This window comes from Dermacoccus sp. SAI-028, from assembly GCF_004346775.1.
Taxonomy (GTDB): domain Bacteria; phylum Actinomycetota; class Actinomycetes; order Actinomycetales; family Dermatophilaceae; genus Dermacoccus; species Dermacoccus nishinomiyaensis.
In genome coordinates, this window is sequence record NZ_SMFS01000001.1 from 575,758 (window position 1) to 590,768 (window position 15,011).

General features: G+C 68.5%; 13 protein-coding genes. 10 read left to right on the forward strand and 3 right to left on the reverse strand.

Translation table 11 applies throughout. The annotated features are described in order from the left end of the window. The first annotated feature begins 224 nt into the window (after window positions 1-224). On the forward strand, window positions 225-1,391 hold the full coding sequence (locus EDC82_RS02660; protein ID WP_040014707.1) for an MFS transporter: 1,167 nt from the start codon (window positions 225-227) through the stop codon (window positions 1,389-1,391). 169 nt (window positions 1,392-1,560) lie between these two features. Further along, window positions 1,561-4,467, forward strand: coding sequence for a phosphoenolpyruvate carboxylase (gene ppc, locus EDC82_RS02665; RefSeq protein WP_131940548.1), 2,907 nt, complete (start codon window positions 1,561-1,563; stop codon window positions 4,465-4,467). A 156-nt stretch (window positions 4,468-4,623) separates the two neighbouring features. Here ppc and EDC82_RS02670 read toward each other — a convergent pair whose 3' ends face one another. Next, window positions 4,624-4,959 (reverse strand): type II toxin-antitoxin system VapC family toxin, encoded by a 336-nt coding sequence (locus EDC82_RS02670; protein ID WP_131940550.1) that lies wholly within the window; start codon window positions 4,957-4,959, stop codon window positions 4,624-4,626. A gap of 35 nt (window positions 4,960-4,994) precedes the next feature. Between EDC82_RS02670 and EDC82_RS02675 the strand changes: the two genes are divergently transcribed. The 4 genes from EDC82_RS02675 (at window position 4,995) to EDC82_RS02690 (ending at window position 9,095) form a co-directional block, all read left to right on the forward strand. After that, entirely contained in the window at window positions 4,995-5,936 is a 942-nt protein-coding gene (locus EDC82_RS02675; protein ID WP_131940552.1) for a 2-hydroxyacid dehydrogenase, read from the forward strand. A 71-nt stretch (window positions 5,937-6,007) separates the two neighbouring features. Continuing rightward, complete coding sequence (locus EDC82_RS02680; RefSeq protein ID WP_131940554.1) at window positions 6,008-6,319, forward strand: hypothetical protein; 312 nt, start codon at window positions 6,008-6,010, stop codon at window positions 6,317-6,319. Window positions 6,320-6,705: 386 nt separating this feature from the next. Beyond that, entirely contained in the window at window positions 6,706-7,899 is a 1,194-nt protein-coding gene (locus tag EDC82_RS02685) for an alcohol dehydrogenase catalytic domain-containing protein (RefSeq protein WP_062257463.1), read from the forward strand. Between the two features lie 470 nt (window positions 7,900-8,369). After that, a complete protein-coding gene (locus EDC82_RS02690; protein WP_115296571.1) occupies window positions 8,370-9,095 on the forward strand; it encodes an SDR family oxidoreductase in 726 nt (241 codons plus the stop codon). Between the two features lie 559 nt (window positions 9,096-9,654). Here the strand turns inward: EDC82_RS02690 and EDC82_RS02695 are convergent. Further along, on the reverse strand, window positions 9,655-10,053 hold the full coding sequence (locus EDC82_RS02695) for a DoxX family membrane protein (RefSeq protein WP_006945735.1): 399 nt from the start codon (window positions 10,051-10,053) through the stop codon (window positions 9,655-9,657). 176 nt (window positions 10,054-10,229) lie between these two features. Next, window positions 10,230-10,694 (reverse strand): NUDIX hydrolase, encoded by a 465-nt coding sequence (locus EDC82_RS02700; RefSeq protein ID WP_131940556.1) that lies wholly within the window; start codon window positions 10,692-10,694, stop codon window positions 10,230-10,232. Between the two features lie 252 nt (window positions 10,695-10,946). On the opposite strand from EDC82_RS02700, the gene EDC82_RS02705 reads away from it, so the two are divergent. The 4 genes from EDC82_RS02705 (at window position 10,947) to EDC82_RS15220 (ending at window position 14,947) form a co-directional block, all read left to right on the forward strand. Next, on the forward strand, window positions 10,947-11,747 hold the full coding sequence (locus tag EDC82_RS02705) for an SDR family oxidoreductase (RefSeq protein WP_131941984.1): 801 nt from the start codon (window positions 10,947-10,949) through the stop codon (window positions 11,745-11,747). A 97-nt stretch (window positions 11,748-11,844) separates the two neighbouring features. Beyond that, entirely contained in the window at window positions 11,845-12,057 is a 213-nt protein-coding gene (locus EDC82_RS02710) for a heavy-metal-associated domain-containing protein (protein ID WP_038566882.1), read from the forward strand. Window positions 12,058-12,059: 2 nt separating this feature from the next. Further along, the gene (locus EDC82_RS02715; protein WP_038566884.1) at window positions 12,060-14,498 is read left to right on the forward strand and encodes a cation-translocating P-type ATPase; all 2,439 of its coding nucleotides are present in this window, start codon (window positions 12,060-12,062) and stop codon (window positions 14,496-14,498) included. Continuing rightward, on the forward strand, window positions 14,495-14,947 hold the full coding sequence (locus tag EDC82_RS15220; RefSeq protein WP_311200878.1) for a metal-sensitive transcriptional regulator: 453 nt from the start codon (window positions 14,495-14,497) through the stop codon (window positions 14,945-14,947). The genes EDC82_RS02715 and EDC82_RS15220 overlap by 4 nt, the downstream gene beginning before the upstream one ends. The last annotated feature ends 64 nt before the right edge of the window (window positions 14,948-15,011 follow it).

Consider the following 15,011-nt stretch of genomic DNA (forward strand, 5'->3'; position numbering starts at 1 on the left):
CCCTACTCAACGGCGCTTCTCGGTCACATGTGTCCGTGAATCGCCGTTGGGTCGCTGGATCGCAGATGTGGACGAAAAACGCGGATGGGGACAGGAATCGCAGATGGGGCGGGGTGTTGACGCCCAGAAGCGCAGCGATTCGCCAAGAGCGCCAGGTCTGAGAAACTGGGAGTTCATCTGCCGCCCCCGATCCTGTGGGGCGGCCATCTTGTCGAAGGAGGGCGATGAACGAGCACAGGGGTCTGCGGGCGTCAGGGTGGCCGGGGGTGGTCGTGCTCGCCCTCGGCATCTTCGCGATGGTGACGGTCGAGGAGCTGCCGATCGGCGTCCTCACCCTGATCAGCGACGACCTGGGCGCCTCCGAAGGAGCCGTAGGCCTCGGCGTGACGCTGGCCGGCGCCGTCGCCGGCGTCATGGGGTTGTCGACGTCACTCGCCATCGGCACCCTCGATCGCCGCGTCGTGCTCTTCACGGCACTGCTCGTCGTCGCGGCCGCGACCACGGCGTCCGGGATGGCGACGAACGTCGCCGTCTACCTCGTAGCGCGTTTGTGCGCCGGGCTCGGCATCGGCGTGTTCTGGGCGCTCATCGCCATCGTCGCCTCCCGCATCGTCGCGCCCGAACGCGCGGCGCTCGCGACCACCGTCGCGTTCGCGGGGGCGTCGGGAGCGACGATCCTCGGCGTGCCGATCGGCACGTGGCTCGGCACGACGTGGACGTGGCACGTCGCGTTCTACGCGCTCGCCGCGTTCTGCTTCGTCATTGCCGTGGCGCTGTGGTTCCTCGTGCCGAGCGTGCTCGTCGACGAGAAGTTCACGACCGACGGGTACCGCCGCGCCTGGTCGATCGGCCCGGTGCGTCTCGCGCTGCTCGTGACGGCGGTGCTCGTCGTCGCGCAGTTCTGCGCGTACACCTACGCGAGCCCTGCGCTGCAGGAGTTCGCGCACGTCAGCCCCGCGGGTGTCGGCGCGATGCTGCTCGTCATGGGCATCACCGGGTTGTTCGGCAACGTCGGCTCAGCGCCCATCATGCGACGTCGCCCGATGCTCGCGCTGCTGCTCGTCACGTGCGGCATGACGGCCGGCATCGCGGGCCTCATGCTCTCGGGAACCCCCGCCGTCGCGGCCCTCGCGATGGGCGTGTGGGGACTGTTCGGTGGCGCGATGGCCGTCGTGCTGCAGCACTGGGTACTGACGAGCGCCGGGCCCTACGCCGAGCCCGCCGCAGCGCTCGATTCGGGCATCTTCAACTTCGCGATCGCCGGCGGAGCCGCCCTCGGAGCGTTCGTCCTCGACGTCTCGAACATCCACACCGTGTTCGTCGTCGCCATCGTCGGCACACTGACGGCGACCGCCATGGTGCTCGCGTACCGGCGTCGCGTCACGGCCTGAGGGCTGCATCGCGCGGCGAACGCAGGGCCCAGCCGCGCCATTTCGTGCACGTCAGGTCATTGCCGCATCCCCCGAGCTCGAACACGCTGTGGCGCAAGCGTGTTTCGGGCGTGTGACACGGCCTGGACGCCGCTGAAACGCGGGGGCCGGCCTCGGCATACTGGCGAACATGTCAGAACTTCTGCACTTCACGACCACTGACGCGGACCGCTCGGCCACCGAGCCGCTGCGCGACGACATCCGTCTGCTCGGCGGGTTGCTCGGTGACGTCATCCGCGAGCACGAGGGTGAACGCGTCTTCGGCCTCGTCGAGGACGCCCGGGTCAGGGCGTTCGGGGTCCGTCGTCAGGAGGTCGACCGCGCGTCGTTCGGCGACACGCTGACGGGGCTGTCGACGCGCGACGCCCTCCACGTCATCCGAGCGTTCAGCCACTTCGCGTTGCTCGCGAACATCGCGGAGGATCTGCACCGTGAGCGTCGCCGCGCCGCTCACGTCGCGGCGGGGGAGGATCCGCAGGACGGCTCGCTCGCGGCGACCTTCCGCAAGCTCGCCGGCGCCCATATCGACGGTGACACGGCCTCCGAGCGGCTGGCGGGCGCCACCGTCGTTCCCGTCATCACGGCGCACCCGACGGAGACGCGCCGCCGCACCGTCTTCGAGGCGCAGAGCCACATCAAGCGCCTCATGCGGGAGCGCACGCGCATGCAGCTCGACCCGAGCGAGGATGCGGAGAACCTGCGCCAGATCAAGCTGTGGGTGCTGACGCTGTGGCAGACGGCCCTCATCCGGCTGAGCAAGATCACGATCACCGACGAGATCGACGCGGGCCTGCGCTGGTACGACGCCGCGTTCTTCGAGGTGATGCCGACGCTCAACGCCGAGCTGCGTGACGCGTTCGCGGCCCTGCTCCCGGGCGCTGGAATCGCGGATGATCCTGTGCTGCAGGCTGGTTCGTGGATCGGTGGCGACCGTGACGGCAACCCCAACGTCACGGGTGACGTCGTCGCCTACGCCACACGCCGTGCCGCGGAGACGGCGCTCGATCACTACCTCGACGAGCTCGACAAGCTGCAGACGAGCCTGTCGCTCTCCCGACGCATGGCGCCCGTCACGGACGAGTTGCTGGCCCTCGCGCAGCACGCGGCTGACGCCGGTGACGCGCGCGACGACGAGCCCTACCGTCAGGCGTTGTCGTACGTGCACGACCGACTCATGGAGACGCATGGGGTCGTCGTGGGGGCTGATGCGGGCGATCCCGGCGCGGCGGGCGCGGCGGGCGCGGCTGGGCCGGCCGGCGCCGTCGGCGCGGGGCAGGGCGGTGAGGCTGACGACCCGTACGTCGCCTATGCGACGCCCGAGGAGTTCCTCGCCGACCTCGACGTCATCGACGCCTCGCTGCGCAGCACCAGTGACGACCTGATCGCCGACGACCGACTCGCCACGCTGCGAGAAGCGGTGCGCACGTTCGGTTTTCACCTCTACGGCCTCGACCTGCGCCAGAACTCCGAGACGCACGAGGCGACCATCGCGGAGCTGTTCGCCTGGGCCGGCGTCTGCGACGACTACGCCGCGCTCGACGAGGACGCCCGCGTCGAGCTGCTCACCGCGGAGCTCGCGAACAACCGTCCCCTCGCCGGGCCGAATGCGACGTTCAGCGAGACGACGACGAAGGAACTCGCGATCACCGCGGCCGCCGCACACGCCGTCAGGACGTTCGGTGAGAAGGCCGTGCCGAACCACGTCATCTCGATGTGCACAAGCGTGTCCGACATGCTCGAGACGGCCGTCCTGCTCAAGGAGGCCGGGCTGCTGACGGTGACGCCAGACGGTCCGCGCTGCAGCGTCAACATCGTGCCGCTGTTCGAGACGATCGAGGATCTGCAGGTCTCCGCGACGACGCTGCGGGCGGCGCTCGCCGTCCCCGCCTACCGCGCCCTCGTCGATTCGAAGGCGCCGCCCGCCGACGCCCCCTGCGCGCAGATGCACCCGGGTTCACCTGCACGCAAGGGCGGAGGGCTGCAGGAGGTCATGCTCGGCTACAGCGACTCGAACAAGGACGGCGGCTACATGGCCGCCAACTGGGCGCTGTACCGCGCCGAACTCGACCTCGTCGAGGTGGCCGAAGAAGCCGGCATCCGACTGCGGCTGTTCCACGGCCGAGGCGGCACCGTCGGACGTGGTGGTGGCCCGAGCTACGACGCGATCCTCGCGCAACCGCCGGGCGCCGTGCGCGGCTCGCTGCGCCTCACCGAACAGGGCGAGATCATCGCCGCCAAGTACGCCGAACCGAAGCTCGCCACGCGCAACCTCGAGGCACTCGTCTCCGCGACGATCGAGTCGTCCCTGCTCGACGTCGAGGGTCTCGAACCGTCCGAGGTCGAAGATGCCTACGCCGCGATGGACGAGATCGCCGCCCTCGCCCGCGAGGCGTACGGCGACCTCGTGCACCGCACCGACGGATTCGTCGACTACTTCAAGACGTCGACGCCCGTCGCCGAGATCGGCGAACTCAACATCGGCTCCCGTCCCAGCTCACGCAAACCGACGTCGTCGATCGCCGACCTGCGCGCCATCCCGTGGGTGATGTCGTGGTCGCTGTGCCGCGTCATGCTGCCAGGCTGGTACGGCACGGGCACCGCCCTCGAACGCTGGATCGGTGACGACGACGCGCGCCTCGCGCAACTGCGCGGCTACGTCGAACGCTGGCCGTTCTTCCGCTCCGTCATCTCCAACATGGCGCAGGTCATGGCGAAATCCGACCTCGGACTCGCCGCCGAATACGCCGAACTCGTCGAAGACGCCGACCTGCGAGCGCGCGTGTTCGACAAGATCCGCGACGAACACGCCCGCACCCTCGCCATGTACGAGAAGATCACCGGCCACGACGACCTGCTGTGGGACAACGCCGCTCTCAAACGTTCCGTCTTCAATCGCTTCCCCTACCTCGAGCCCCTCAACCACCTGCAGGTCGAACTCCTGCGCCGCTACCGCGCCGGCGACGATGACCCCCAACTCAAACGCGGCATCCTGCTCACGATGAACGGACTGGCGACAGCGCTGCGCAACTCGGGGTGACCGGGCAGCGCGCGAGCGCGCTCCCCGGCCCCCCGGAGTTCGATGATCTTTGACGCTGACTCCTCAGCGCTCGCCCAGCGGGCTCGCTTGATCGCGGTCAGGGTGGCGGGCGGGGGCTGACCTCGCAGGTTCCGCCAGAAGCTCGCTTGGTCGCCCTCAGCACGAGACGTCGAGGGTGCGGCAGAGCGAGGTGCCGAGAAGATGGCGGCGGGCTGTCACCAGGGTCATGTCTTCGAGGGCTGCCTGGGTGACGAGCATCGCGTCGAACGGGTCGCGGTGGGGCAGTTCGCTGCTGACGCGCGCCGCCTCATCGGTATGCCAAGGAAGAATGGGCAACTCGCAGAGCCCGGCACGCCCGCAGAGGGCCGTGATGCCGTCAGGCCCGGACAGCCTGCCGGAGCGCACCTTGATCTTCGTCTCCCAGACGCTGGCGGCCGACACGTAGGACTTGGGTGCCCCGCTCCGTGGTGCCGCGCGCGTCGCGGGGCGCATCGGCTCGAGCGTGACCGGGATGCCACGATGAGGGCATGAGCGACACACTGATCCTGGGCGCCGGCGGGCTGTACCCGCCGCTCGTCGAGCAGCTCGTCGATGACGGCGCCCTGACCTGGCCACACGGTGGCGCTGACCGACGCGCGATGCTCGACGATCACGCCGCCGACATCCGCGTCGTCGTCAGCAGTGCGGGCGTCGGAGCGGATGCGCGCCTCATCGACGCGCTGCCGAACCTCGAACTCATCGCCAACTTCGGTGTCGGCTATGACGCGACGGACGTCGACGCGGCCACCGCGCGTGGCATCCCGGTGACGAACACCCCCGACGTCCTCGACGACTGTGTCGCCGACCTCGCCATCGGCCTGACGATCGACGTCATGCGCGCCATCTCCGCCTCGGATCGGTATGCGCGACAGGGTCGTTGGGAGAGTGACGGCCCGTACCCGCTGCAGCGGCGCGTCACCGGAGCAAAGGTCGGCATCCTCGGTCTCGGCCGCATCGGGCAGGCCATCGCGACGCGATTCGAAGGGTTCCGCTGCGAGATCAGGTACCACAATCGTTCGCGCAAGGACGTCGTCTACGACTACGAGGAGAGCCCCGCGGCGCTGGCCGAATGGGCCGACGTCCTCGTCGTCGCGACTCCTGGCGGCGCGCAGACGAAGGCGCTCGTCGACGCCGACGTGCTCGCCGCACTGGGGGAGCGTGGCTACCTCGTCAATATCGCGCGGGGCAGCGTCGTCGACCAGGAGGCGCTCATCGAGGCGTTGCAGCATGACGCGATCGCGGGCGCCGCGCTCGACGTGTTCGCCGACGAGCCACGCATCCCGCAGGAGCTATGCGACCTCGACACGGTCGTCATCACCCCGCACGTCGCGAGCGCGACACACGAGACGCGCCGCGCGATGGCCGACGTCGTCCTTGCCAACATCGACGCCCACCGTGCGGGCCAGGAGCTGCCCACCCGCGTCAACTGACGATCGATGACGGCCCTTGCGCCACGACCACCCTCGCGGCGAGCGTCATGACTCGTCCTCGGCCTTTCGGCATGGCCGAGCCGGAGGCAGGCGAGACTGCGGATGCCGCCTGCGAGTCCGGTCCCGGATTGGAGCCAGGTGGCGTTTGTGCCGATTCCGAGCGTGTGGGAGAAAACGATGGTGGACGAGGCCGAGACGAGGCGGAGGACATCGCCGAGCAGGAGGGCCTGCCGCAGGTCAGCTACGACCCAAATCAGCAGGCGAGGCTGGACTGCATGCTGCAGGTTCGCCCGCTGATCGGGTTGGACCCGTCGCAGATGAGCGAGCAGGCGGCGAACGAGGCAGCGGCGCAGTTGAGGACGTTGCTGGCGAACAGGCCGTAACGTTCCGGCCCGCCAGCCAGGACGGATCTGGCTCCGTCTGGGCCGAAGGCGCGCTTCGCGGCGAACCTCACCCCCATGACCACCAGTCGGCAGGTGCGCGACGAGCAGCGCCCCGCGACAGCGGTTGAGCAGCGTGTGATGGCGCTGGTCGAGTTGGGGTGCAATCGACTCTTCGGCAGTCCCTGGTGCTGCCATGCTGTCGATCCTTGCGCCGACTGACAGCCTCTACCGAACCCGGGGCGATTCAACTCGCGACATGGATGCCCCGACGCGGTTGCATCGGGCTGGAGCAAACAACCGCACTCTGGTTAGCTACAGGCAGACCCGTAATCCACGGGCCCCTCGACGGGCCGCTTCGAGCTGGGGCGGTCGAAGGAGTGAAAGACATGGCAACTGGTAACCGCGCCGTGGTGTTCCACGGTACCGAAGACATGCGAGTCGACACCGTCGATTACCCCAAGCTCGAGATGCCGAACGGCCAGAAGGCCCCGCACGGCGTCATTCTCAAGATCGTCGCAACGAACATCTGCGGGTCCGACCTGCACATCTACCGCGGTTCGTTCCCGGTGCCCGAGGGCATGCTCATGGGTCACGAGATGACTGGGCAGGTCGTCGAGGTCGGCCCTGACGTCGAGTTCCTGTCCGAGGGCGACCTCGTCTCCGTCCCCTTCAACGTCGCCTGCGGCCGCTGCCGCAACTGCCGCGCCCGCCACACCGAGGTGTGCGAGACGACGAACCCCGACGCCTCCTGCGCCGCCTACGGCTTCAACCTGGGTAACTGGGACGGCGGCCAGGCCGAGTACATGTTCGTGCCCTACGCCGACTTCCAGCTCCTGCGCTTCCCCGACAAGGACCAGGCCATGGAGAAGATCCGCGACCTGGCGCTGCTGTCGGACATCCTCCCCACCGCATTCCACGGTCTCATGGAAGCCGGCGCCAAGCCGGGCTCCACCGTGTACATCGCCGGCGCTGGCCCCGTCGGACGCTGCGGCGCTGCTGCGGCCCGCCTGCTCGGTGCGTCGTGCATCATCGTCGGCGACTACGACCAGAAGCGACTCGACCTCGTCAAGCGCAGCGGCTGCGAGACCATCGACCTGTCCAAGGACGTGCCCCTGACCGACCAGATCGAGGCCATCCTCGGTGAGCCGATGGTCGACAGCGCCGTCGACTACGTCGGAGCCGAAGCTCACGGCATCGGCTCCGACGCGGACAAGCTCATGCCGCAGGCCGCGATCAACCAGGTCATGGACGCAACCCGAGCCGGCGGCGCCACGGGCGTCATCGGTGTCTACGGGCCGGACCCGCTCGCGCCGACGCAGGAAGGCAAGGAAGGCACCTTCCCGCTCGACTTCGGCAAGGTGTGGATCAAGTCGCCTCGCATCTCTGCGGGCCAGGCGCCGATCATGCACTACAACCGTGAACTCATGATGGCCATCCTGTGGGACCGCATGCCCTACCTGAGCGACATGCTCAACACCAAGGTCATCAGCCTCGACGAGGCCCCTGACGCATACGTGAAGTTCAACGAGGGTTCGGACGAGAAGTACATCATCGACCCGCACGGGATGATCAAGCACTGATCGTCTTGCACCCCTGACGTGTGAGTGGGGCCCCGCCGCATTTGGCGGGGCCCCACTCACACGTTCACCGGCAAACCTGGGCAACTGGCTCAAACCAGGCCTTTGCAATAGCCCAGGAATGCGGCTGACCGATGTCGAGATGCGCCGTACTTTGCACACGACACGCCTCGGACATTGCACAGTCGGGCCCGGAGCCACCCGCTTGCGCAAAGTCGAGGCAGACCGGCCCTGGAAGCGTTCAGGCACCTCGTGCGATGGAAGCAGTCGGCTCGAACGGACCGTCTGCGTGGCTCGCTGGCGCCGCCATCGGGGCCGGTTTCGGGTACGCCTCGGCCAACATCGTCGGCGCTATGATGACCGCAGCGGGGTTGGCCCTTGCCTTTGTCACCCTGCGACTGGACGCGCGCGAGCGTCGCCACATCTGATCCCCGCACAACGCATCTCATTATCGCAACGCAAGGGAGAACCCCATGAGTGCCACCCTGCCCCTGGCCAGCCAGAACATCCTCATCATCGGCGGCGCGCGCGATATCGGGTTCGCCATCGCGAACGCCATCCACGAAGCAGGGGCAACACCTGTCATCGGTGCTCGCGACCTGGTGAAAGCGCGCGAGGCCGCTGAGCGGATCCCCGGAGCGCGAGCTGTCAGCATCGACATCACCGACGAAGACAGCATCGTGCGCGCTCTGGACGAGGTCGGACCACTCGATCACATCGTCACCACCGCGTCTGCGCATCACAACGTGCCGGTCTCGCAGCTCGACCACGATCATGTCGTCTCCGCCTTCGAGGCGAAGGTGATCGGTCCGATGTTGCTGGCGAAGCATGCAGCCAAGACAGTTCGCCCCGACGGCAGCCTTCTGCTGTTCTCCGGCGTCGCCGCGTGGAACCCGTCGCCCGGATACGCCGTCATGGGCATCACGAACGGGGCGGTCACCTACGCCGTCACGCATCTCGCAAAGGAGCTCGCTCCCATCAGGGTCAACGCGATCTCGCCCGGCATCATCGATTCCGGCAGCTGGGATGCGATGGGAGACAACGCGAAGCACGAATTTCTCGAGGACTCCGGGCGCGCGACCCTGGTCGGCCGAGTGGGGCGGAACGACGACATCGCACGTGCCGTCCTGTGGCTGCTCGAAGGGTCGTTCGTAACCGGCGAGACCATCCACGTCGACGGCGGCGCACGCATCGCCTGACCATCCGGCAAGACCGGCCACCTCAACGAGGGAAACCACCAAGAGGACCGTCCCTAGATTCCGCATCTTCGAAAGTGCACACCTGAGAGGGTGCCTACTTTCGTGGGGTGGGTACACCCCACTGGCACGAGCCGTCGCTCATCGAGTGCGCGTGCACATAGGGCTGGTCGACGTCTTATCGCCACTTCGCGCCTAGGGTCTGAACGTGCCAGGTCGACTCGTGAGGTGCGCACGCGTTTCGTCGATGTCGCAGAAGCTCGCCAGACAATCGGAAGCGATCGGGGAGGTTTCCGATCTGTTCTCCGCCCACCAATTCGGCGAGAGCCGAGCCGATCACGTCGGATGCCCGGCGCTACGTGCGTCGCGGTGACACGCGTTGAGAGCCGAGACGCCGCTGGCGCCGCTCGCCGCTGCGAGACAAAACGCGTGAGAACCGGAACCCTGCCAGGCAGGGTTCCGGCTCTCACGCGTGACGCGGCGCAAGGCCGCCATCGAATTCTCGGACGGCGACTCCTCAGACGTCGATCGCAGACGTCTCAGACCTCGACGCCCGGGTGCGTCAGTTCTTCGTCATGATGACGGTGACGAGGCCACCGGCGGCGGCGAGGTTGCCGAAGAAGGCGGTCATCTGCTGGTTGCGGGCCTGCGGGTCGTCCTTGATGTCCCAGAAGTTGTGGGCGGAGACCGTCGTGGCGGCCAGCAACGGCAGCAGGCCGATGGCAGCGAGACGCGACTTGATGCCGAGGCCCATCGCCGCGCCGAGGGCGATCATGCCGGCGCCGTTGGCCTGGATGAGCTGCTCGGACGTGAGCGGGAGCTGACCCTTGAGGCCGTAGCGCTCCTGCGCGGCGTCGATCATCGGCACGAGGTGAGCGCGGTTCTTGATGGCGTTCTGGCCGCCGTAGACGAACAGCGAACCGACCATCGCGCGGCCGAGAGCCTTGCCGGGGTTGAACATGCGAATACCACCTTCGTTAAAGAATCAACGACGCTGAGCGCGCCGTTCCGTTCGATGCCCAGCCTATGATGTCGCGCTGCGATCCGCATTCCCGCGGGCGTGGATGCCTGACCTGCGGGCTGATGCGGGGTGCGTCAACAGGCCGAGGCAACCGCAGATGGGTGAGCCCCGGGGCGTCAGTTCACCCCGTCGACCGGCCGACCGTTCTCGAGGTAGAGGCAGTGAGGGGCGCCCCAGCCGTGCGCGACGCGCCGTCCGACGGGGTTCGACAGCAGGGCCAGTGCCTCGTCGCGTTCGGCGAAGCGGTGGGAGGCGATCTCGTCGGCCTGCAGGCGGATCGAGGCAATCTGCTTGTCGTCGAGGGTGCCGCAGTCGAAGAGGAAGCGCAGCCCCAGCTTGCGCTCGAGCTTGCCCGGGCGGGTGTCGACGATGACGAGGTGTCCGCTCGTCACGACCAGCCCCGTCTCTTCGAGCACCTCGCGCCGGCATCCGTCCCATGGACTCTCGCCGTCGGCCTCCATCGCGCCGCCGGGGATCGTCCAGCCGCTCTTGTATGTCGGCTCGAGGATGAGCAGGCGCCCCGAACGATCGAAGAGCAGTGCGCCGGCGGAGGCGGGAATCTCTGGTGGGTTCCATGGCATGGCTCGAACGTATCGTCTCGGGCCGGGGGAGCCGAGCAGGTCGTCGCACGTCGTTCGAGGGGCGGGCGTGGTTCGCCCGGCCCGGCAGTGGCCGGGCGGCGCTGAGATGCGCACGGATCGCTCGGCCGGGCGCCGGTCGGAAGAGCTGGTGGCGATGAACCCCTGGCGCGGCCGACGCAGTCTGTGATGTGATCGAGGTAACTATTGAGCATTGCTCAACAATGCTTCACGACGATGAACGAGGTGGCAGACATGGATGTTCACGGCGCGGTGTGCGTGGTGACCGGGGCGGCAGGCGGTATCGGCGCGGCGCTTGCGGAGGCGCTGCTCGAACGCGGCGCGAAGGTCGCCCTCACCGACCTCGACGGCGAACGTCTCAGTGCCACGCGCGAACGGCTCGCCACCGCCCACGGCGACGTGGTCGCCGCCGCCGGTGACGCCTCGAGCGCCGCCGACATCGCCGAGGTCATCGTCCTCGCCGAACGCGAGTTCGGTGCGCCGGTCGACGTCTACGTCGCGAACGCGGGCGTCGGCGTGGGCGCAGATCTGGCCGACGAGGCGAGCTGGGCCACCGCGATCGACGTCAACCTCATGGCGCACGTGCGCGCCGCGCAGCAGCTCGTGCCAGGATGGGTGGAGCGCGGCCGCGGCTACTTCGTCTCGACGGCGTCGGCTGCCGGCCTGCTCACGCAGATCGGCTCGTCGACGTACGCGACGACGAAGCACGCGGCGCTCGCCTTCGCCGAATGGCTCGCCGTGTCGTACGGCGACAAGGGCGTCGGCGTCAGCTGCCTGTGCCCGATGGGCGTCGACACGAACCTGCTGACCGAGACCGGCGGCGCCTCGCGCGTCGCGCAGCGCGCCGTCACCGAATCGGGCCCGGTGCTCACGCCTGCGCAGGTGGCGGACGACGTCATGCGCGCGATCGAGAACGAGACGTTCCTCGTGCTGCCCCACGCAAACGTGCTCGACATGTACCGCGCCAAGGGCGCCGACTACGACCGGTGGATCCGCGGGATGCAGCGCCTCGGCGCGCACCTGGCATCGAACTGACGCGCGCGACGGTGGGGCCGGGCGACGGTCGACCGGAGGGGAATACCCCCTGGGGGTATGGTGTTGTGTGTCAGTAAAACACGACGAAGGAGCAGTCATGGCTGAGCAGAACACCAGCACGTACACCGTCACCGGCATGACCTGTGGCCACTGCGAGATGAGCGTGCGCGAGGAACTCGAGGAGATCCCCGGCGTCAGCGACGTCGTCGCCAACCACGAGAGCGGCGTCGTGACGTTCACCTCCGAGCAGCCCGTGAGCCGCGAGCAGGTCGACGCCGCCGTCACCGAAGCCGGATACCAGCTCGCCTGAGGATGATCGAGACGACCACGCAGACCCGGACCCCCACCCCAGCGGCGCCAGTAGCCCCCGAGGCTCCGGCAACGCCGACGCAGAGTGTCGAACTGGCGCTGACGGGTATGACGTGCGCCTCGTGCGCGAACCGCATCGAACGCAAGCTCAACAAGCTCGACGGCGTCGAGGCCAGCGTCAACTACGCGACGGAGAAGGCACGCGTCGCCTTCGCCGACGACGTGACGCCCGACGACCTCGTCGCAACGGTCGAGAAGACCGGCTACGGCGCGAGCGTCATCACGCCCGAACCGGTTTCCCCGCCGTCATCGGCCGACACTGACGGGGCGGACAGCGGCGCTCGCGCCGGCGAAGCGGGCGAATCACCGGCCGACGCGCACGTGCGCGAGCTGCGGCAGCGCCTCGTCGTCAGCGCTGCGCTGACGGTGCCCGTCGTGCTCATGGCGATGATTCCGCCGCTGCAGTTCACGAACTGGCAGTGGCTGTCGCTGACGCTCGCGGCGCCCGTCGTGGTCTGGGGTGCGTGGCCGTTCCATCGCGCCGCATGGACGAACCTCAAGCACGGCGCGACGACGATGGACACCCTCGTCAGCGTCGGCACGATCGCGGCGTTCACGTGGTCGCTGTACGCGCTGTTCTTCGGCGACGCCGGCATGCCGGGCATGAAGCACGGCTTCGACTTCGGCGCGACGCGAGGGCACGGTGCGTCGAACATCTACCTGGAGGCGGCCGCCGGCGTCACGACGTTCGTGCTGCTCGGACGCTTCGTCGAGGCGCGTTCGAAACGCGCGAGCGGCGCCGCGCTGCGCGCCCTGCTCGACCTGGGGGCCAAGGAGGCGACCGTCCTGCGCTCCGGCCCTGACGGCGTCGAGCGCGAGCAGCGTGTGAACGCAGGCCAACTCGTCGTCGGCGACCGCATCGTCGTGCGACCCGGCGAGAAGATCGCGACCGACGGCGAGGTCGTCAGCGGTGACAGCGCCGTCGACGCCTCGATGGTGACGGGCGAATCGGTGCCCGTCGACGTCGGCCCCGGTGACGCCGTCATCGGGGCGACGCTCAACACGAGCGGACGGATCGTGGTGCGCGCCACCCGCGTCGGCGGGCAGACGCAGCTCGCGCAGATGGCGAAGCTCGTCGAGGACGCGCAGAACGGCAAAGCGGACGTGCAGCGGCTCGCCGATCGCGTCTCCGGCATCTTCGTGCCGGTCGTCATTGCGCTGTCGGTGCTGACGCTCCTCGGCTGGCTCGTCGTGACGGGCGACGTCGAAGCGGCGTTCACCGCAGCCGTCGCGGTGCTCATCATCGCGTGCCCCTGCGCGCTGGGTCTTGCGACGCCGACGGCGCTCATGGTGGGTACTGGGCGCGGCGCGCAGTTCGGGGTGCTCTTCAAGGGCCCCGAGGTGCTCGAGGCGACGCATCGCATCGACACGGTCGTGCTCGACAAGACCGGAACGCTCACCTCCGGCGAGATGTCGGTCGGTGAGATCGTCTGTGCCGGTGGTGAATCCGAGGAGGACGTGCTCGCTGTTGCGGCAGCCCTCGAGAGCGGCTCGGAGCACCCGATCGCTCGCGCCATCACCGACGCGGGCCGCGACCGCGTCGGCGATCTGCCGACCGCCGACGGTTTCATCAACATGCCCGGCGAGGGCGTGACGGGGCGAGTGCGCGTGCCCGGCCCGAACGCTGAGGCAGCCGTGATGGTCGACGTCATCGTCGGCCGCCCGGATGCTCTCGCGGCCCGGGGCATGGCTCTCGACGGCCACCTGCGTGGAGCCTTCGACGATCTCGAATCGGGTGGTGGGACGGTCGTCGCCGTCGGATGGGGCGGCGCGGCGCGTGGCGTCATCGCCGTCACCGACACCGTGAAACCGACGAGCGCGGATGCCCTGCGCGGACTGTCGCGCCTCGGCCTGCACACCGTCCTGCTGACGGGCGACAACGAGCGCGCCGCGCGGAGCGTCGCCGACGCAGTCCGCATCGACGACGTCATCGCCGGTGTGCTGCCGGCGGGCAAGGTCGACGTCATCACGCGTCTGCAGGGTGAGGGGCGCGTCGTCGCGATGGTCGGCGACGGCGTCAACGACGCTCCCGCGCTCGCGCAGGCCGATCTCGGCATCGCGATGGGAACGGGCACGGACGTTGCGATCGAAGCGGCTGACGTCACCGTCGTGCGCGGCGATCTGCGTCTCGTCGGCGACGCGATCCGCCTGGGCCGCAGGACGCTGAACACGATCAAGAGCAACCTGTTCTGGGCGTTCGCGTACAACGTCGCAGCGATTCCGTTGGCCGCCGCGGGGCTGCTCAACCCCATGATCGCGGGCGCCGCGATGGCGTTCAGCTCGGTGTTCGTCGTGCTCAACAGCTTGCGGTTGCGCGGATTCGCCGGGACGGCGGAGCAACGGCCGAGTCATCGATCGAACGAGGAGGGTGGGCGCGCGTGAGCGAGACGAAGTCGAAGGAGCCGGCCGTGGAGGCGATGCGGCAGGAACCCGTCGTCGACGCACTGACGGGGGCTGAAGACGCCATGGTTGACGCTGTGGAGCCGGGCAACGGGGTGTCCGATGGCGGCGATCACGCCGCGGGGTCGTCGTGCTGTGAACCGTCGAAACCGGGGTACGAGAACGCCGGGTCGAAGGATGCTCTGTCGAAGCGGCTCAAGCGCATCGAGGGGCAGGTGCGCGGCGTCGAGAAGATGGTCGCGGACGACCGGTACTGCATCGACGTCCTCACCCAGATCGCGGCCATCCAGTCGGGGTTGAAGGCCGTGGCGCTCGGGCTGCTCGACGACCACATGGCCCACTGCGTCGTCGAGGCTGCTCGAGCCGGGGGCGACGAACAGGCCACCAAGCTCGCCGAGGTCAGCGACGCCCTGCGCCGATTGGTGCGCTGACGCTCGCCCGCCTCACACAGCCGAGTCAATTGATGCTGGCCGAGTCACACAGGACTGACTCGGC

What these genes read in the sequence shown, in the direction of transcription:
- EDC82_RS02660 (WP_040014707.1), top strand. Translation starts at nt 225, where the DNA reads ATGAACGAGCACAGGGGTCTGCGGGCGTCAGGGTGGCCGGGGGTGGTC.
- ppc (WP_131940548.1), top strand. Translation starts at nt 1,561, where the DNA reads ATGTCAGAACTTCTGCACTTCACGACCACTGACGCGGACCGCTCGGCC.
- EDC82_RS02670 (WP_131940550.1), bottom strand. Translation starts at nt 4,959, where the DNA reads ATGCGCCCCGCGACGCGCGCGGCACCACGGAGCGGGGCACCCAAGTCC.
- EDC82_RS02675 (WP_131940552.1), top strand. Translation starts at nt 4,995, where the DNA reads ATGAGCGACACACTGATCCTGGGCGCCGGCGGGCTGTACCCGCCGCTC.
- EDC82_RS02680 (WP_131940554.1), top strand. Translation starts at nt 6,008, where the DNA reads ATGGCCGAGCCGGAGGCAGGCGAGACTGCGGATGCCGCCTGCGAGTCC.
- EDC82_RS02685 (WP_062257463.1), top strand. Translation starts at nt 6,706, where the DNA reads ATGGCAACTGGTAACCGCGCCGTGGTGTTCCACGGTACCGAAGACATG.
- EDC82_RS02690 (WP_115296571.1), top strand. Translation starts at nt 8,370, where the DNA reads ATGAGTGCCACCCTGCCCCTGGCCAGCCAGAACATCCTCATCATCGGC.
- EDC82_RS02695 (WP_006945735.1), bottom strand. Translation starts at nt 10,053, where the DNA reads ATGTTCAACCCCGGCAAGGCTCTCGGCCGCGCGATGGTCGGTTCGCTG.
- EDC82_RS02700 (WP_131940556.1), bottom strand. Translation starts at nt 10,694, where the DNA reads ATGCCATGGAACCCACCAGAGATTCCCGCCTCCGCCGGCGCACTGCTC.
- EDC82_RS02705 (WP_131941984.1), top strand. Translation starts at nt 10,947, where the DNA reads ATGGATGTTCACGGCGCGGTGTGCGTGGTGACCGGGGCGGCAGGCGGT.
- EDC82_RS02710 (WP_038566882.1), top strand. Translation starts at nt 11,845, where the DNA reads ATGGCTGAGCAGAACACCAGCACGTACACCGTCACCGGCATGACCTGT.
- EDC82_RS02715 (WP_038566884.1), top strand. Translation starts at nt 12,060, where the DNA reads ATGATCGAGACGACCACGCAGACCCGGACCCCCACCCCAGCGGCGCCA.